This window comes from Paenibacillus sp. FSL R5-0928, from assembly GCF_037970385.1.
In the GTDB taxonomy this organism is placed as follows: domain Bacteria; phylum Bacillota; class Bacilli; order Paenibacillales; family Paenibacillaceae; genus Paenibacillus_AQ; species Paenibacillus_AQ odorifer.
Genome location: NZ_CP150225.1, coordinates 17088 through 34678 on the forward strand (window position 1 = coordinate 17088; position 17591 = coordinate 34678).

At 47.1% G+C, this 17591-nt stretch carries 14 protein-coding genes and 3 rRNA genes; 16 read left to right on the plus strand and 1 reads right to left on the minus strand.

Features of this window, described 5'->3' with window-relative positions:
* The 11 genes from MKZ16_RS00065 (at position 1) to MKZ16_RS00115 (ending at position 13263) form a co-directional block, all read left to right on the plus strand.
* Positions 1-1617 carry an ABC transporter substrate-binding protein gene (locus tag MKZ16_RS00065; protein WP_076101044.1) on the plus strand — a complete coding sequence of 539 codons (1617 nt, stop codon included), beginning with the start codon at positions 1-3 and terminating at the stop codon, positions 1615-1617.
* Positions 1614-2603: an ABC transporter permease gene (locus MKZ16_RS00070; protein ID WP_063829812.1), complete on the plus strand. Its 990-nt coding sequence runs from the start codon at positions 1614-1616 to the stop codon at positions 2601-2603. The genes MKZ16_RS00065 and MKZ16_RS00070 overlap by 4 nt, the downstream gene beginning before the upstream one ends.
* Complete coding sequence (locus tag MKZ16_RS00075) at positions 2600-3466, plus strand: ABC transporter permease (protein WP_139329994.1); 867 nt, start codon at positions 2600-2602, stop codon at positions 3464-3466. The genes MKZ16_RS00070 and MKZ16_RS00075 overlap by 4 nt, the downstream gene beginning before the upstream one ends.
* Positions 3466-4230, plus strand: coding sequence for an ABC transporter ATP-binding protein (locus MKZ16_RS00080; RefSeq protein ID WP_076106945.1), 765 nt, complete (start codon positions 3466-3468; stop codon positions 4228-4230). Before MKZ16_RS00075 ends, MKZ16_RS00080 begins: the two co-directional genes overlap by 1 nt.
* Positions 4221-4970: an ATP-binding cassette domain-containing protein gene (locus tag MKZ16_RS00085; RefSeq protein ID WP_076106943.1), complete on the plus strand. Its 750-nt coding sequence runs from the start codon at positions 4221-4223 to the stop codon at positions 4968-4970. Before MKZ16_RS00080 ends, MKZ16_RS00085 begins: the two co-directional genes overlap by 10 nt.
* Positions 4971-4991: 21 nt before the next feature.
* Positions 4992-6050, plus strand: a complete 1059-nt coding sequence (locus tag MKZ16_RS00090; protein ID WP_076106941.1) for an aminotransferase class V-fold PLP-dependent enzyme — start codon at positions 4992-4994, stop codon at positions 6048-6050.
* Between the two features lie 2 nt (positions 6051-6052).
* Positions 6053-7204 carry an amidohydrolase family protein gene (locus MKZ16_RS00095; RefSeq protein ID WP_076106939.1) on the plus strand — a complete coding sequence of 384 codons (1152 nt, stop codon included), beginning with the start codon at positions 6053-6055 and terminating at the stop codon, positions 7202-7204.
* 424 nt (positions 7205-7628) lie between these two features.
* Positions 7629-9186 (plus strand): 16S ribosomal RNA (locus MKZ16_RS00100).
* 232 nt (positions 9187-9418) lie between these two features.
* A 23S ribosomal RNA gene (locus MKZ16_RS00105) occupies positions 9419-12345 on the plus strand.
* Positions 12346-12474: 129 nt separating this feature from the next.
* Positions 12475-12591: ribosomal RNA gene (rrf, locus tag MKZ16_RS00110) — 5S ribosomal RNA — on the plus strand.
* The 16S, 23S and 5S rRNA genes sit together here, the layout of an rRNA operon.
* Before the next feature lie 258 nt (positions 12592-12849).
* The gene (locus MKZ16_RS00115; RefSeq protein ID WP_076105824.1) at positions 12850-13263 is read left to right on the plus strand and encodes a hypothetical protein; all 414 of its coding nucleotides are present in this window, start codon (positions 12850-12852) and stop codon (positions 13261-13263) included.
* Between the two features lie 63 nt (positions 13264-13326).
* Here the strand turns inward: MKZ16_RS00115 and MKZ16_RS00120 are convergent, their stop codons facing one another.
* Complete coding sequence (locus tag MKZ16_RS00120; RefSeq protein WP_076105826.1) at positions 13327-13851, minus strand: hypothetical protein; 525 nt, start codon at positions 13849-13851, stop codon at positions 13327-13329.
* 209 nt (positions 13852-14060) lie between these two features.
* Between MKZ16_RS00120 and MKZ16_RS00125 the strand changes: the two genes are divergently transcribed.
* The 5 genes from MKZ16_RS00125 (at position 14061) to MKZ16_RS00145 (ending at position 17586) form a co-directional block, all read left to right on the plus strand.
* Positions 14061-14246 (plus strand): sigma factor G inhibitor Gin, encoded by a 186-nt coding sequence (locus MKZ16_RS00125; protein WP_036678851.1) that lies wholly within the window; start codon positions 14061-14063, stop codon positions 14244-14246.
* A gap of 208 nt (positions 14247-14454) precedes the next feature.
* Positions 14455-15993 carry an aminotransferase class I/II-fold pyridoxal phosphate-dependent enzyme gene (locus tag MKZ16_RS00130; protein ID WP_076105828.1) on the plus strand — a complete coding sequence of 513 codons (1539 nt, stop codon included), beginning with the start codon at positions 14455-14457 and terminating at the stop codon, positions 15991-15993.
* Positions 15994-16635, plus strand: coding sequence for a dTMP kinase (gene tmk, locus MKZ16_RS00135; protein ID WP_076099910.1), 642 nt, complete (start codon positions 15994-15996; stop codon positions 16633-16635).
* Between the two features lie 126 nt (positions 16636-16761).
* Positions 16762-17091: a cyclic-di-AMP receptor gene (locus tag MKZ16_RS00140; protein ID WP_036678844.1), complete on the plus strand. Its 330-nt coding sequence runs from the start codon at positions 16762-16764 to the stop codon at positions 17089-17091.
* Positions 17092-17142: 51 nt separating this feature from the next.
* Positions 17143-17586 (plus strand): YaaR family protein, encoded by a 444-nt coding sequence (locus MKZ16_RS00145; protein WP_036678842.1) that lies wholly within the window; start codon positions 17143-17145, stop codon positions 17584-17586.
* Positions 17587-17591: the final 5 nt, after the last annotated feature.

Genomic DNA, 17591 nt, shown 5'->3' on the forward strand with positions numbered 1-17591 from the left:
ATGTCATACTTTAGTGTATCTATTAAGAAACCGATTCTGTTGGGGGCAATAGCAGTTTTGCTATTGATGTTAATTGCAGGGTGCTCGGGGTCTAATAATAAGGCTGATTCAAATAAAGAGGCACAGGAAAGTGCGAGTCCGGCAACTCAAAGTCCTCAAACTGCAGAGCCTGCAACGGGAGGGACTTTCGTCTATGGACGACCTGCTTCTGTAACTTCGCTGGATTTGCATAATCAGATTACGTCCAACAATGCTTTTGCAATCGACAAAGTCTTTGAATCATTAGTCGCTTTTGACAGCGAAGGTGAAATTGTAGATTGGCTTGCTAAGTCACATACTATCAGTGAAGATGGTCTGACGTATACATTCGAGCTTCGTGATGGTTTGAAGTTTTCCAATGGTACGGATGTGACTGCAGAAGATGCTGTTTTCTCTCTTGAGCGGCACTTGAAGGTAGGCGGCCCGCTGGCAATATCTGCAAAGGTCGACACAATCAAAGCGCAAGATAACAAAACGCTTGTTATTACACTTAAAGAGCCTTATACACCATTTATCTCGGAGCTATCTAATTTCTCAAATGGTATCCTTCCTAACAATTTCGGTGGAGTATCCGAAGAAGAATTCTTCAAGAAACCAATCGGTACGGGACCTTTTGTTGTTGAAACATGGGACACTGCAGGTGATCTGACCTTCACTAAGAATACATTCTACTGGCAAGAAGGTAAACCCTATATTGATAAGCTTGTTTATAAGCTGATTGAAGATGACAGCCAAGCGATTAACCAGCTGAAGGCTGGAGAAGTTAATGCTATTGAATCTTTGGCTCTGCAAAATGCCAATGAGATTAAAGATGGGGCTGACACTAAAGTAGTTACTAACGGTAGTTGGGTGACAGAGCAATTGTTCTTTAATACGTTGGATGAACATTTTTCTGATGTGCATGTCCGTCGCGCTCTGGCGCTGGCGCTTGATCGTGAGGGCTTGACCAAGGCGCTAACCTTTGGTTATGCACAAACAGCAAACTCATTGCTGCCAACAACGATTCCTTATAACGCAAATGATACAATCAAAGCACTGAACTTTAATATCGAAGCAGCCAAGGAGGAGCTTGCAAAATCTGCCTTCCCTAATGGCTTCACTACCAAATTACTTGTAGCATCCGGTAATAGCACAAGAGCTCAAGAGGCACAAATTATTCAGGCAGCGGGTCAAACGATCGGGATTAAGATTGAGATTGAATCGATTGAACTTGCCACTTTCCGTGAACGTTTCTTCGCATATGATTTTGCGGCAATGCTGAACAGCGGTCAGGCGGATTCCCCTGAAGCGAACTCAATTATTGCTTTCCAAACTGATCCGGAAGGCTTCAGCAAATCATATTGGACGCATTATACAAATAATGAAGTTACGAAGCTTCTATATGAGGGACAAAAAACTGCGGATGGCGATGAACGTGCACAAATCTATACTAAGCTGCTGCAGACCCTTGCTGATGAAGTTCCGTATATTCCGCTTTACTATCCAGATGTCTTAAAAGGTATTCGTTCTTCAGTTGACGGTCTCGTTGTTCTACCGAACGGCAGTGCCCGTTTCGAAGATGTCCGCATCAGCCAATGATGAATCTTAAGCAGGCGTTAAATCAACCGAAAGGAAGCAAGGGTTCTTATAACTGGCTTGTGATATCTCTTATAAAAGCATTGGCAGTGATCTTCTGTGTAATGATAGCAGTCTTTTTCATCATTCGAATCGTGCCGGGAGATCCAGCAAAAATGATTTTGGGAGAATACAGCACCCCTGAGGCGCTCAAGAGTATGCATCATACTCTTGGGCTGGACCTCCCTTTATGGGAGCAATTCATCCGATTTGTGAAGACGCTGTTTACTCGAGGAGATACTGGAAACTCCATTATTATGGGGACATCAACAAGAGAGTTGATTACACAACGGGCCCCTGTTACTTTGCTGCTCATCGTGATGGCTTGTGTGTTGGCGATTTTTGTATCTCTTCTGCTCGCTACGGTAGCCGCTACGCATAAGGATAAACTGCTGGACCATTTGATACGTATTTTTCCTACAATTACTCTAGGTATGCCAATCTTCTGGGTTGGCTTACTTTTAATTTTGCTCTTTAGTGTCCGGCTTGGCTGGTTCCCTGTTGGGGGAGTAAGTGAAGGGTGGGTCGGAACCTTGCATAGTCTTGCACTTCCAGCAATCACTGTTGCTTTTTCACAGGTTCCTACGCTTGTTCGTTCATTAAGAGCGCAGATGCTTGAAGTGTTAGAATCGGATTTTGTAGTCACCCTTAAGGCTGCGGGCATACCAAACAGGGTTATTTTATTTAAACATGTGCTGCGCAACTCTGCTCTTCCTACGCTAATGCTGCTGGGTGTGAATATTTCTTATTTAATCGGAGGCACCTTGGTCGTTGAGCAGGTATTTGGAATTAAGGGAATTGGCAGCTTATTGTTCACTTCAATTTCGAAACGGGACTTTCCGGTTATTCAAGGAATAGCACTTTACTGTGCGCTATCTGTTGTGATCATCAGTCTCTTGATTGAAATCATTTCCTGGTGGCTTGATCCCAGAACGAAAGGAAAACAATGAAAACTATAAGACTAGACTCGCGATTGTATGAAGACGGTAAGATAACAAGCGGCTTAAAGCGAATATGGAATACCCCTTCACTTTTAGTGGGAATTATTATGTTTGCAGCTCTTATTCTCTTGACTGTGTTTATACCTTATATAAGTCCTTATGACCCCTCTGAGCAAAATTTGAGTGCCTTTTTACAGCCTCCGTCAGCCGAACATTGGTTGGGAACTGATCAGTTAGGGCGTGATTTGTTTACTAGACTGATCTATGCAGCGAGGACTGATTTGAAAATCATGGTCTTGGCAGAAATCATTCCCTTTTGCACAGGTGTATTTCTAGGAATGCTGGCAGGATATTACGGCAAATGGATCGATACAGTTATTACGCTGTTGTCAGATACATTCATCGCCTTTCCTTTTTATCTGATCGTTATTATCGTTGCTTTTGCTAGTGGAGCAGGAGAACGAGGCATTTATATTACTTTTATCTTTGTAGGATGGATTGTCTTTGCCCGTGTCGTCAGAGGTCTTAGTGCTTCTTTTCGCAATCAGGAATGGGTGGCATCCGCTCAAACCTTAGGGCTACCTGGAGTGAAAATTATTTTACGTCATCTCCTGCCTAATGTACTTCCGCAAGCCGTGGTCGTCCTTATGACAGATATGATTGGATTGCTTGTTGCCATTGTTACGCTCGGGTATCTTGGTATCGGCATTACACCGCCAACTCCTGACTGGGGGACAATGATTTCAGATGGACAGCCCTTCATCACTACAGCTTGGTGGCTCTCGGCCGTTCCGGGATTTGCAGTGGTGTATACGGGGATAGCTTTGTCGCTCCTAGGTGATGGTTTGGCAGACATATGGAGGAAAAAATAATGTCTATACAACCCATTTTAGAAATAGAGGAGCTATCGCTGGCAGCTAAGTCAAATGAGAGATTAGTCAATAATGTTAGTTTTTCGCTGGGTAAAGGGGAGAGTCTGGGATTAGTAGGTGAATCGGGATCAGGAAAATCGCTTACGCTGCGTGCAATTTTAGGCTTGCTTCCAAATGGTGTTGAACAGACTGGCGGCACCATTAAAAGTGGCGTAAGCAGTGCGATGGTCTTTCAAGATCCAAGAGGTGCGCTTGATCCCCTCTGTACGGTTGTCAAACAACTGGCTGAAGTTGTGTATTACAGACAGAGAGTAAGCCGTAAGACTTCGCGGGTAATTGCACTGGAACTGCTCGAAAGGCTTGGTCTCCCCGATTCATTGAAGAAAAAGGACCGGTATCCGAGTCAGCTGTCAGGCGGTCAGTGTCAACGGGTAGTCATCGCTCTGGCACTGGCGTGCAAGCCAGGCATACTTCTCTGTGATGAACCGACAACGGCGCTGGACGTCACGGTTCAACGGCAAATTATTGAGACGATCACGAGCCTCCAGCATGAGCTCAGTTTTGCCATGGTATTTGTTACGCATAACCTAGCGATTGCAGCAAACTTGTGTTCACGGCTATGTGTAATGAAACAGGGACAGATTGTTGAGCAGGGCAATACCCTTGATATTTTGCAAAATCCGAAAGACCCTTACACACAGATGCTGATTGATTCGGTGCTTCCTTTGCCAGAGCTTGAAGGGAGTAGAGACTCATGGAATTAGCCTTGCAAATAAAAGATTTAACTGTTCATTATGGCGGCTTTACTGCACTGGATCGTATCAATCTGAATCTTGAGCAGCACACCACCCTTGGGCTGGTTGGAGAATCCGGATCAGGGAAATCAACGCTGGCGCGAGTAATTGCTGGACTGATTGCCCCAAATGAGGGGCAGATTCTGTTGGGTACCCAAGAATTAAAAAAGAAAAGAAGCCGTGAGCAGCACAAAACAATCCAGATGATTTTCCAAAATCCAGATGCTTCGCTAAATCCTAAACATTCGATTAGGCAAATTCTTTCCGAGCCCTTATTGTTTCATAAAATAGTGGGGCGTGCAGGTGTTGAACAAAGATGCAAAGAGCTTTTGAATCAAGTTCATTTAGAAGAAAAGGCGTTAGACAAATTCCCACATGAATTTTCCGGCGGCCAGCGTCAACGGATAGCGATCGCTCGTGCATTAAGTGTTGAGCCAAGCATCCTGATCGCGGATGAACCTACAAGTGCGTTGGATGTATCTGTGCAGCTTAGCGTGCTCGAACTATTCAATACGCTGAAGGCTGAGCTTAATCTCACCATGCTTTTTATTTCTCATGATCTAGGGGTAATCAATGCAATTAGTGATACGGTAGCAGTTATGCGGCAAGGAAAGCTCGTGGAGCAGAGTCCGCGGGACCAATTCTTCATCCGTCCTAAACATGAATACAGTTATGAGCTGTTGTCGGCGGTTCCGAAAATGCCAAAATAAAGTACATCAGGAGGTTTTCTTATGAACCGAGAACATAAAGGATATGTGCCACTTTCACTGGCTGAGTACAATAAGCTAACACATTTGATTTCCAAAGTCTTGTTTACTGAGCACCCTCCGGTTATCATCCCGGCTGAGGCAATTCTGGGAATCGAGGCGGTAGCCGCCGGAATAGCTGCACCTGGTCGAACCATTGTAAATATAGTAACAGGTCCCTATGGAAGTTTATTTGGAAAATGGCTTGAGCGGGGTGGAGCAACGGTTGTTGAAGTAAAGGTTCCTTTTGATGAAGTGGTCACTAGCGACCAAGTTGCTTCCGCGATTAAGGAGTTTAAACCCTGTGCCCTTTCTTTTGTTCAAGCTGAAGTGGTTACTGGAGGCTCTAATCCTGCTAAAGAAATATTTGAAATTGCAAAAGAATTCAATCTTATTACTGTGTCGGACTCCGTATCTGCGGTTGGGGGAGAGGCCCTGCTGGTGGATGAATGGTCCGTTGATTTTGCAGTTATAGGTGCGCAAAAAGCCTTAGCTGGACCCAACGGTGTTAGTGCCGTAAGTATTTCTCCACGTGGCTGGGAATTTCTTGAGTCGAATGAAAATGCTCCACGCAATTCTATTTTATCCTTGCTGGATCTGAAACCATCACTGGGAGACGCCGCGCCACTGCGGGTTGCCCCAAACATTCCTACGCTGGAGGCTAGAGCCTTGATTCAAGCTTTGACACGAATTGAAGAAGAAGGATTGGATCAAGTAATCAAACGCCATGAGCGAGCCGCAGCAGCTGCTGTAGCTGGTATTAAATCCTTGGGGCTTGAGCCTTGGCAAAAGGACAGCAGACATTATTCTACGCTGACTACAACGGTGCGGATTTCTGAAAAGCAAGAGTTGCGGATTGAGCAGCCTATAGGCATTGTGGCTCCCGGAGACGGAGAATTATTTGGCCATCTTCTGCGGATCAACCATTTTGGAACGAATGCTGAGCGGCAAAGTGTGGAGAAGGCTATATCCACGCTTGCCGAACTGTTGAAACAAGACCCTGTTCAGGCATTAGCAGCTGTTCGGCTGGCATGGGGGGAATGAAGATGATCCTTAAGCATCCAGAGCTGCAAACGTTCAATGATATTTTTATAGCAGGTATCGAAGGCAGACGTTTTGATGTCGTGATAAAGGATGGTCGTTTTTCATCCATTACTGAAGCGGAGCCGCATCAAGTGGAGTCAAATCTTGCAGGAACAGATCTGTGGCTAAGTCCGGGTATTATTGATCTTCATACGCATTTAGCTTGGACAGATTTTGACCACTCTGATCAATTGAAGCGCGATGCCAACCAGATCGAAATTATGCAGGCACAAGCTTTTGAAGCTACTCTTAGGACGGGTGTAACGACTGCCCGTGATGCAGGTGGGATTCTGCCGAGCACAGTGCAGCATCTTGTTCAGCAATATCAGCATCCATTAAGAGTGCAGACCAGTAGCGATATGATTGGAGCAGCAGATGCCCGTGGTCTCAAGCATTTAGAACAACGAATGACGGAAATCTTTGCTACAGGAGCGGGTTGGATAAAAATCATGGCCACAGGCGGGCTTGGAGCACCTACCGAGAAAGTCGTTGACCCGATCTTTTCCGAAGAAGAGTTCGCGTTCATTGTTCGTAATGCACATGCCCATGATAAGAAGGTACTGGTTCATACCTGGGGTGGAGTGACGATAGACTGGTCCATCCAGGCCGGCGTGGAATCAATAGAGCATGGGATGTTTTTAACTGAGGATCAGGCAGGAAGACTTGCTAACTCGGGGGTAGCGTTTGTGCCCACCACATCAATTTATCGTATTGCTGCAGACCCAAAAGGCGTTCTAGCGTTAAACCCGATCATTTGCGACCGAGCTGCCCGCGCTGCCGAATGTCATTCCAAGGCCATTCATTATGCAAAAAGAGAAGGCGTTCGTATTGGATTCGGTACAGATTATGCCACACCTGCACTACATGGCTATAACCTTCAAGAACTGGATACATTGATTGATTATGGCTTAACTCGGAGAGATGCGTGGCAGGCTGCGACTAAAAGTGCTGCTGATATTCTGGGGAGCGGTAACGAGCTGGGACAAATTGCAGAAGGTTTTATTGCAGATGCTGTTGTTTTCAAAGTGGATCCATACGAAGCGCACGATGCAGATGCCCTTCGAAACAATATCGTTGCCGTAATTACTGGAGCGAAGGAAGCGGAATTAATCTAGAATCGTCTAAGCTTCTTCTAAAAACAACTGTCATCTTCTGCAGTTGTTTTTTTACTTTCTAGATAATTAGATGATAAGTAGAGGTAGTTAGTATAATACGATAATACATAGATGATGTTTTATGCTTTTGATTTTATATAAAAAAACTCTTGCAATGAATCTCTATACATGATATATTCTAAGTCCGGCCAAGAAATACACATGCCGAGCTCGAAAAAGAAGTTGAAAAAAGAGCTTGACATTAAATAGCCGAACATGATATAGTATAAGAGTTGCTGCTGAGACATTAAACGGCGCCAACGAGAACTTGATCTTTGAAAACTGAACAACGAGTGAGTAGGAAATCACGTAAGTGAAATCCAAAATTAGAGAATTAATTTTCTCGTCAGATGTTTCAAAATGAGCATATCGCTCTTTTCAATACTAATTGGAGAGTTTGATCCTGGCTCAGGACGAACGCTGGCGGCGTGCCTAATACATGCAAGTCGAGCGGAGTTATTTTGAAAGCTTGCTTTCAAAATAACTTAGCGGCGGACGGGTGAGTAACACGTAGGCAACCTGCCCTTCAGACTGGGATAACTACCGGAAACGGTAGCTAATACCGGATAATTTCTTTTTTCTCCTGAGAGAAGAATGAAAGACGGAGCAATCTGTCACTGAGGGATGGGCCTGCGGCGCATTAGCTAGTTGGTGGGGTAACGGCCCACCAAGGCGACGATGCGTAGCCGACCTGAGAGGGTGAACGGCCACACTGGGACTGAGACACGGCCCAGACTCCTACGGGAGGCAGCAGTAGGGAATCTTCCGCAATGGGCGAAAGCCTGACGGAGCAACGCCGCGTGAGTGATGAAGGTTTTCGGATCGTAAAGCTCTGTTGCCAGGGAAGAACGTCCGGTAGAGTAACTGCTACCGGAGTGACGGTACCTGAGAAGAAAGCCCCGGCTAACTACGTGCCAGCAGCCGCGGTAATACGTAGGGGGCAAGCGTTGTCCGGAATTATTGGGCGTAAAGCGCGCGCAGGCGGCTATTTAAGTCTGGTGTTTAAACCTTGGGCTCAACCTGAGGTCGCACTGGAAACTGGGTGGCTTGAGTACAGAAGAGGAAAGTGGAATTCCACGTGTAGCGGTGAAATGCGTAGATATGTGGAGGAACACCAGTGGCGAAGGCGACTTTCTGGGCTGTAACTGACGCTGAGGCGCGAAAGCGTGGGGAGCAAACAGGATTAGATACCCTGGTAGTCCACGCCGTAAACGATGAGTGCTAGGTGTTAGGGGTTTCGATACCCTTGGTGCCGAAGTTAACACAGTAAGCACTCCGCCTGGGGAGTACGGTCGCAAGACTGAAACTCAAAGGAATTGACGGGGACCCGCACAAGCAGTGGAGTATGTGGTTTAATTCGAAGCAACGCGAAGAACCTTACCAGGTCTTGACATCCCTCTGAATCTGCTAGAGATAGCAGCGGCCTTCGGGACAGAGGAGACAGGTGGTGCATGGTTGTCGTCAGCTCGTGTCGTGAGATGTTGGGTTAAGTCCCGCAACGAGCGCAACCCTTAACTTTAGTTGCCAGCAGGTAATGCTGGGCACTCTAGAGTGACTGCCGGTGACAAACCGGAGGAAGGTGGGGATGACGTCAAATCATCATGCCCCTTATGACCTGGGCTACACACGTACTACAATGGCCGGTACAACGGGAAGCGAAGCCGCGAGGTGGAGCCAATCCCATCAAAGCCGGTCTCAGTTCGGATTGCAGGCTGCAACTCGCCTGCATGAAGTCGGAATTGCTAGTAATCGCGGATCAGCATGCCGCGGTGAATACGTTCCCGGGTCTTGTACACACCGCCCGTCACACCACGAGAGTTTACAACACCCGAAGTCGGTGGGGTAACCCGCAAGGGAGCCAGCCGCCGAAGGTGGGGTAGATGATTGGGGTGAAGTCGTAACAAGGTAGCCGTATCGGAAGGTGCGGCTGGATCACCTCCTTTCTATGGAGAATCGTTCTCTGCAATGAGAACATTCAAATCGGAAGCTAAGCTTCCAAAACTCAGGTTTAGGCCTGTTACTCACTCGTTGCTCAGTTTTGAGAGTTTAAGCTCTCAAGTAAGACTTGATCCTTGAAAACTGGATACCGAAACGAATTTGCGTTTTAGAACATCTTTTAGCAACTTGTGCAAACAAGTAAATGTTATTAGTGAGATTTTTCTTCGGAAGAATCAAGGTTAAGCTAATAAGAGCACACGGAGGATGCCTAGGCGCCAGGAGCCGACGAAGGACGTGGCGAACAACGAAACTGCCTCGGGGAGCTGTAAGCAAGCTTTGATCCGGGGGTGTCCGAATGGGGAAACCCAGCTGTGGTAATTCGCAGTTACTCATACCTGAATACATAGGGTGTGTAGAGGCAGACCAGGGGAACTGAAACATCTAAGTACCCTGAGGAAGAGAAAACAATAGTGATTCCGTCAGTAGCGGCGAGCGAACGCGGAACAGCCTAAACCTAAGAGCTTGCTCTTAGGGGTTGTGGGACGTCTCACATGGAGTTACAAAGGAATATGGTAGGTGAAGAGGTCTGGAAAGGCCCGCGATAGAGGTAAAAGCCCTGTAACCTAAACTGTGTTCTCTCCGAGACGGATCCCGAGTAGTGCGGGGCACGTGAAACCCCGTATGAATCCAGCAGGACCATCTGCTAAGGCTAAATACTACCTGGCGACCGATAGTGAAACAGTACCGTGAGGGAAAGGTGAAAAGCACCCCGGAAGGGGAGTGAAATAGAACCTGAAACCGTGTGCTTACAAAAAGTCAGAGCCCGATCTATGGGTGATGGCGTGCCTTTTGTAGAATGAACCGGCGAGTTACGTTTAACATGCAAGGTTAAGCCGAGAAGGTGGAGCCGCAGCGAAAGCGAGTCTGAATAGGGCGATTGAGTATGTGGACGTAGACCCGAAACCGTGTGATCTACCCCTGTCCAGGGTGAAGGTGCGGTAACACGCACTGGAGGCCCGAACCCACGTACGTTGAAAAGTGCGGGGATGAGGTGGGGGTAGCGGAGAAATTCCAATCGAACTCGGAGATAGCTGGTTCTCCCCGAAATAGCTTTAGGGCTAGCCTCGGTATAAGAGTAGTGGAGGTAGAGCACTGATTGGGTGCGGGGTCCGCAAGGATTACCAAGCTCAGTCAAACTCCGAATGCCATATACTTATTGCCGGGAGTCAGACAGTGAGTGCTAAGATCCATTGTCAAAAGGGAAACAGCCCAGACCATCAGCTAAGGTCCCCAAGTGTGTGTTAAGTGGGAAAGGATGTGGAGTTGCACAGACAACCAGGATGTTGGCTTAGAAGCAGCCACCATTGAAAGAGTGCGTAATAGCTCACTGGTCGAGTGACTCTGCGCCGAAAATGTAACGGGGCTAAACACACCACCGAAGCTATGGCTAGATACGTATGTATCTGGGGTAGGGGAGCGTTGTGTAGGGGTTGAAGGTGTACTGAAAAGAGCGCTGGACACTACACAAGTGAGAATGCCGGTATGAGTAACGAAAAGATCAGTGAGAATCTGATCCGCCGAAAGCCCAAGGTTTCCTGAGGAAGGCTCGTCCGCTCAGGGTAAGTCGGGACCTAAGGCGAGGCCGAAAGGCGTAGTCGAAGGACAACAGTTTGAAATTACTGTACCACCGTAATCCGCTATGAGCGATGGGGTGACGCAGGAGGGTAGTGACGCGGACTGATGGATGTCCGTCTAAGCAGTGAGGCTGATGTGTAGGCAAATCCGCACATCGATAAGGCTGGGCTGTGATGGGGAGCGAAAATTATAGTAGCGAAGGTCATGATCTCACACTGCCAAGAAAAGCCTCTAGCCAGGAGAAGGTGCCCGTACCGCAAACCGACACAGGTAGGCGAGAAGAGAATTCTAAGGCGCGCGGAAGAACTCTCGTTAAGGAACTCGGCAAAATGACCCCGTAACTTCGGGAGAAGGGGTGCCCCGGTAGTGTGAATAGCACGAGGGGGCCGCAGTGAAAAGGCCCAAGCGACTGTTTAGCAAAAACACAGGTCTGTGCGAAGCCGCAAGGCGAAGTATACGGGCTGACGCCTGCCCGGTGCTGGAAGGTTAAGGGGAGTGGTTAGGGGTAACCCGAAGCTATGAACCGAAGCCCCAGTAAACGGCGGCCGTAACTATAACGGTCCTAAGGTAGCGAAATTCCTTGTCAGGTAAATTCTGACCCGCACGAATGGCGTAACGACTTGGGCGCTGTCTCAACGAGAGATCCGGTGAAATTTTAATACCTGTGAAGATGCAGGTTACCCGCGACAAGACGGAAAGACCCCATGGAGCTTTACTGCAGCTTGATATTGAATTTGGGTACGATCTGTACAGGATAGGTGGGAGCCGTAGAAATCGGAGCGCAAGCTTCGGTGGAGGCGCCGTTGGGATACCACCCTGATCGTATCTAGGTTCTAACCTAGTACCCTTACCGGGTACGGGGACCGTGTCAGGCGGGCAGTTTGACTGGGGCGGTCGCCTCCTAAAGAGTAACGGAGGCGTTCCAAGGTTCCCTCAGAATGGTTGGAAATCATTCGCAGAGTGCAAAGGCATAAGGGAGCTTGACTGCGAGACCTACAAGTCGAGCAGGGACGAAAGTCGGACTTAGTGATCCGGTGGTACCGCATGGAAGGGCCATCGCTCAACGGATAAAAGCTACCCTGGGGATAACAGGCTTATCTCCCCCAAGAGTCCACATCGACGGGGAGGTTTGGCACCTCGATGTCGGCTCATCGCATCCTGGGGCTGAAGTAGGTCCCAAGGGTTGGGCTGTTCGCCCATTAAAGCGGTACGCGAGCTGGGTTCAGAACGTCGTGAGACAGTTCGGTCCCTATCTGTCGTGGGCGCAGGAAATTTGAGAGGAGCTGTCCTTAGTACGAGAGGACCGGGATGGACGTACCGCTGGTGCACCAGTTGTTCCGCCAGGAGCATGGCTGGGTAGCTACGTACGGACGGGATAAGCGCTGAAAGCATCTAAGCGTGAAGCCCCCCTCAAGATGAGATTTCCCAATTAGTAAGACCCCTTGAAGACGACGAGGTAGATAGGTTGGAGGTGGAAGTGCAGCAATGCATGGAGCTGACCAATACTAATCGGTCGAGGGCTTATCCTATACTTAGAATGCAGATTCGTTTCGGATTCAGTTTTCAGGCGATTAAGCCTGTAATACGCTTAGAAATTCATTGTCACTTCTGGTGATGAACCGAATTTCACGCGGCAGCGTCTGTTTCACAGACGCATGTTTGGTGGCGATAGCGGAGGGGTTCCACGCGTACCCATCCCGAACACGACCGTTAAGCCCTCCAGCGCCGATGGTACTTGGACCGAAGGGTCCTGGGAGAGTAGGACGTTGCCAAGCACATTAAGCCATTGTTGATTTATCAGCAGTGGCTTTTTTGTTTTTTTTTGGACAAGAGTGATATTTGAAGGGATTACAACAACTGAAGGGGCTGTAATTGAGTGACATTTTTGTTACCGACGCTGAGGTCGATACAAGTATAATAGATAAGTGCAAATAATAAGCAACATCTCTAATACGAAGGAACTACTCATAAATTCTAACTTTGAATTTTCTTGTGTCTTTAGATGCATTGTGGAGGTAAGGAGGATTTAAGGCATGAAACAAACAAGAATTATTAAGATATTAATTTTTTCGTGTATAGTAGCTTTAATACTGGCAGGCTGCGGTACGAAAGCGCCCAGCTGGGATGCTTTTGAGGGTGCGCTAAACGAGAAGAATTTCCCTGTACCCCAAGAGGCGTACTCACCAGACCAGACTACGACAAACGTTGCTATGGATTATGTACGTTATTCTTTACCTGGATTAAAGGAGAAGAACGGTATCCCAGGGGAGTATATGGATACTATTAAGGCCTGGGGATGGGTTGAACAGGAAGAGGAGAGTACCGATTCATCTGGTGTTTTTCAGAAGGATGGAGTAACGGTTCATTTAACAGTGCATGATGATTATTTTATAGTTATGATCCCTAAAGAAAAGAAGGCCTTAATTAAAGGTCTTAAGACAAAATAAATAATCGCCGTCCTTTATGGATGGCGATTATTTATTTATATGCGAATACAGGTTAACCGTACTCTATTGAGAGTAATAGGAGGCATCGGTTGGATTAAACTTCAGCATGCCTTCCTTGTTGCGTTGATTTATTTTGAACAGTGTATAGAGACGGGGTAGTAAAAGCCACAAGTGGCAAATAATCAGGGATACTGTAAATGCCGGTGGTGACCAAAAAATAAAGAGAGCTGCAATACAAAGACCAATATAAAAATTATGTAACTGTACTTTACGGAAAATGCGGTAACTAATGTGTTGATCTGGCATGAAGCCAAGCCACGGGATTTTAAATGAGATGGACCATCTTTTTGAAATAGGATGCCCGGAAATTAGAAGTACTGAGCGTGAAATAACATATTGAACCCAGAACATAACCGGAGCAGCTATAATTAAGTAGAGAATACTCCACCAAGAAAGAAAGACTGTCTCGAGCACAAGGACCAAAAGAGGGAGCAAGATATAAACACGCAGCAGAGGTGCCGTTAGATTAATTTTTTTGATTAATTTATATTGATAGAATGTAGCAGCGCCTTTGGTGTTGGATTCCATATAAAATAGACTAACCTCCTCACAGATTCATATGTTCTTAATATCGGCGAATGAAAGCATTTTATTAAACTATGGGCGAATATTCACCGATATGGGGGCAGCGGAATATATATAATACACGAAACGAAGGATATGAAAAAACTATGAAAAGGTTTAAAATGATAGAAGGTGTATCATACTGTTCTTAAAAGAGTCAAGGTGGGATGGTTATGGAACAGCAAACCGGGCAAGCTTGTATCATTTGTGGACAGGAAAAAGAAGAAGGTATTGTGATTGTCTCGCATTTTATTTGTGAGGATTGTGAGGCAGAAATGATCCGAACCGAGGCAGAAGATGCTAAGTACCGTTTTTTTATTGGCCAGATGAAGAAGATCGGATTGCAAAAGAACGCTTAAGTAGAGTAACTCTGTTAATTGATGCGGATAAGAGAGCGGTCTGGATGAAAGATATAAGGGCTGCATTAGAGATATTCATATACGGCTTCCTCGTTGTTTAAGCGGGGGGAGCCGTTTTGCTGTTCAGTCAGATGCTTTTATGAGGAAACATAGGAGTTTTTGAATATTTACGTTAAAATAGAAGGAACCCTATGGGGAGGAATTTAATATGAATAAATTACAACGATGTAGGGCGCCTGTATACGAAATGCTGGAGCAATATAGAATTGTGGGTAATATATCTTATCATGTGCCGGGACATAAGAATGGAGCGGCATATGACGGCGTAGAAGGCGCTGGGTATCTAGATGAGGTTATGAAGTACGATGTTACGGAGATTACCGGCACGGATGATCTTCATCATCCTGAGGGGGTCATTAAGGAAGCACAGGAGTTGGCTGCTGATTGCTTTGGAGCAGAGGAGAGCTTTTTTCTAGTTGGCGGAAGTACGGCGGGCAACCTGGCGCTGATTCTAACGGCTTGCCCCGAGTCTGGAATGATTCTGATCCTTCAACGAAATGTGCATAAATCAGTGATTCATGGTCTTATGTTAGCTGGAGTGCGGGCTGTTTTCGTCGAGCCGCTGATTGATCCACTCAGCGGCTTGGCAGTAGCGCCGGCGGCAGAAGCTGTTGAGGCTGCACTTGCAGCCTATCCTGAAGCCGCCGCTGTATTTGTCACCATGCCCAATTACTACGGCATGGGCAGTGACCTCGCGCCCCTCGCGCGTATCTGCCACGACAGCGGAGTACCGCTGCTTGTCGATGAAGCGCATGGGGCGCATTACGGGCAGCACCCGGCACTGCCTGCCGGGGCGCTTGCTTGTGGCGCGGATGGCGTAGTGCAGTCCACGCACAAGATGCTCACTGCAATGACCATGGGCGCTATGCTGCATGTTCAAGGGCAGCGGCTCGACCGTGCCCTGCTCTCGCAGCGGCTCGCCATGGTGCAGAGCTCCAGCCCATCATATCCTATGATGGCGTCGCTTGATCTTGCCCGGCGGCTGCTGCACAGCCGGGGCAGCGATGCTTTCACGGCGGGGCTGGCCGCCGTGGATGTCCTGCGGCGCGGCCTTGCCGAGCTGCCGCGCTATGGATTGGTGCAGCCGGCAGAGCAGCTGCACGACGGTACGCCGCTGCATAAGGCGGCGTACGAGATGCAGGACCCCTTCAAAGTCGTCATTTATGACGCCACCGGGGTCCTAGGCGGTTTCGAGCTGCAGCGCAGGCTCGAAGCTAAGGGCTGTGTGCCGGAGATGAGTGACGACCGGCACGTAGTGCTGCTGTTCAGCCTCGGTTCGAAGGCTGAAGATGCAGTAAGGTTATTGCAGGCGCTGCGGGAAATAGATTCGGAGGATACATCCGAATCACCGCACACCGCGGGCATTTCAGAATCTCGAAATATTTCCACGTGGAACAATTTGAATGTTTTACAAATCTCAGCACCTGTTCCCTTCTCTTTGAAGCCGGTATCAGTCAATGAGGTAGAAAGTATTAATCTTGAACACAGCGTGGGGAGAGTAGCTGCAGAAATGGTAATTCCCTATCCACCAGGCATTCCATTATTATATCCGGGTGAGGTCATCACAGATCAGATACAGCAAAGACTGACTGGTTTAGCTTATGGAGGCGCGAAGTTCCAGGCTTGTGCTGATCCGGTCTTGCAGCGTATTAAGGTATACAACATTCAGAAGGGCGGAGAAGTATAAGTGGGCAAAGAAGGTTTCTTCATAACATTAGAAGGGGGCGAAGGCTCCGGAAAAACAACGGTACTGGGCAGAGTAGCAGCATATTTGCAGAATCGGTCCATGCCCTATCGAATTACACGTGAACCTGGAGGCATAGAAATCGCCGAAAAAATTCGCTCTATTATTCTGGATCCTGCCCATACTGCAATGGATGCACGTACAGAGGCATTGCTGTACGCTGCATCAAGAAGCCAACATCTCGCTGAAGTAGTAGAGCCGGCTCTTAGAGAAGGGCTTACAGTCCTCTGTGACCGCTTTGTAGACAGTAGTCTCGTTTATCAAGGACATGCAAGAGGATTAGGTATGGAAGAGGTGTGGAGTATTAACCGCTTTGCTATTGGAAATCGCATGCCCGATCTAACCTTTTATCTGGATGTAGAACCTGAGATTGGATTATCACGGATTGCGGCCAATCAAGATCGCGAAGTCAATCGTCTGGATATGGAGAGTCTTGCCTTTCATCAGAAGGTTCGTGAAGGATATCATTTATTAATTAAGGCGAATCCGGAGAGAATAGTAGTTCTTGATGCAAACCGCCCTATTCATCTGGTAGAACAAGATATCGTGAGAACTCTTGAAGAGAGAGTATTAAAGGGTTTTTAGGGTGTTTTGTCTAATATAATAAGAGAAGTGGCATATAACTAAGCGTTTGCTTATGAAGTGAGGTTACTACTAAGAACACATTAAGTAGTAATACTCCATAAAACTTTTTTGGGAGGGAATGCGAAGATGAAGTTGATCATTGCAATTATCCAGGATAAAGACAGTAACCGGTTATCCAGTGAGCTAGTAAAAGCCAATTTCCGTGCTACCAAACTCGCAAGTACAGGTGGATTTCTGCGGGCGGGAAATACGACATTTATGATTGGGGTAGAAGACAGTCAGATCGAAGCTGTACTAAACGTTATCCGTAACAGCTGTAAAGTGCGTGAACAACTAGTCACTCCAGTAACTCCGATGAGTGGCACGACGGATTCCTATTTACCGCTCCCTGTTGAAGTACAGGTCGGTGGCGCTACTGTATTCGTGCTTCCTGTAGATCGTTTCGAACATTATTAAGTATAATATAAATGAGCAAGTCATTTACAAAAAAGGGGCGGTAGATAACCTTTGAAGATCAATCCGGGATATAGGCCCTTAAAGAGTGAGCTTCCAAATGCAGAAGGGGCTAATAAGCCTGTTCAGCAGAAATCGTTCTCTGACGTTTTTCAGCAGCAAGGTGAACAGAAAACCAAAGATGAACTAAACCGCCAGATCAAAGAAATACAGTCACAAGGCGACCGTTTATCTAAGTCTATGACCATTCGTGAACTCACCATTTACCGGATGATGATCAAAAGGTTTCTGGAAGAAACCGCTCGTAGAGGCGTTATACTGAAAGAGACACGTGGATGGGATAGACGTGGGCGGGGCAAGCGTTACAAGCTGCTTGAGGAAATTGATGCGGCTTTGCTATCTATGGCAGACGATCTGCTGAATAGTGAGCAGGGCCGAATAGATCTGTTGGGACGTGTTGGAGAAATTCGCGGGTTGTTAATCAACCTTTCTTTTTAAAGTTT

Bases quoted from the DNA above. Each gene is read 5' to 3' on its own strand.
- MKZ16_RS00065 (WP_076101044.1), top strand. From the start codon at position 1: ATGTCATACTTTAGTGTATCTATTAAGAAACCGATTCTGTTGGGGGCA.
- MKZ16_RS00070 (WP_063829812.1), top strand. From the start codon at position 1,614: ATGATGAATCTTAAGCAGGCGTTAAATCAACCGAAAGGAAGCAAGGGT.
- MKZ16_RS00075 (WP_139329994.1), top strand. From the start codon at position 2,600: ATGAAAACTATAAGACTAGACTCGCGATTGTATGAAGACGGTAAGATA.
- MKZ16_RS00080 (WP_076106945.1), top strand. From the start codon at position 3,466: ATGTCTATACAACCCATTTTAGAAATAGAGGAGCTATCGCTGGCAGCT.
- MKZ16_RS00085 (WP_076106943.1), top strand. From the start codon at position 4,221: ATGGAATTAGCCTTGCAAATAAAAGATTTAACTGTTCATTATGGCGGC.
- MKZ16_RS00090 (WP_076106941.1), top strand. From the start codon at position 4,992: ATGAACCGAGAACATAAAGGATATGTGCCACTTTCACTGGCTGAGTAC.
- MKZ16_RS00095 (WP_076106939.1), top strand. From the start codon at position 6,053: ATGATCCTTAAGCATCCAGAGCTGCAAACGTTCAATGATATTTTTATA.
- MKZ16_RS00115 (WP_076105824.1), top strand. From the start codon at position 12,850: ATGAAACAAACAAGAATTATTAAGATATTAATTTTTTCGTGTATAGTA.
- MKZ16_RS00120 (WP_076105826.1), bottom strand. From the start codon at position 13,851: ATGGAATCCAACACCAAAGGCGCTGCTACATTCTATCAATATAAATTA.
- MKZ16_RS00125 (WP_036678851.1), top strand. From the start codon at position 14,061: ATGGAACAGCAAACCGGGCAAGCTTGTATCATTTGTGGACAGGAAAAA.
- MKZ16_RS00130 (WP_076105828.1), top strand. From the start codon at position 14,455: ATGAATAAATTACAACGATGTAGGGCGCCTGTATACGAAATGCTGGAG.
- MKZ16_RS00140 (WP_036678844.1), top strand. From the start codon at position 16,762: ATGAAGTTGATCATTGCAATTATCCAGGATAAAGACAGTAACCGGTTA.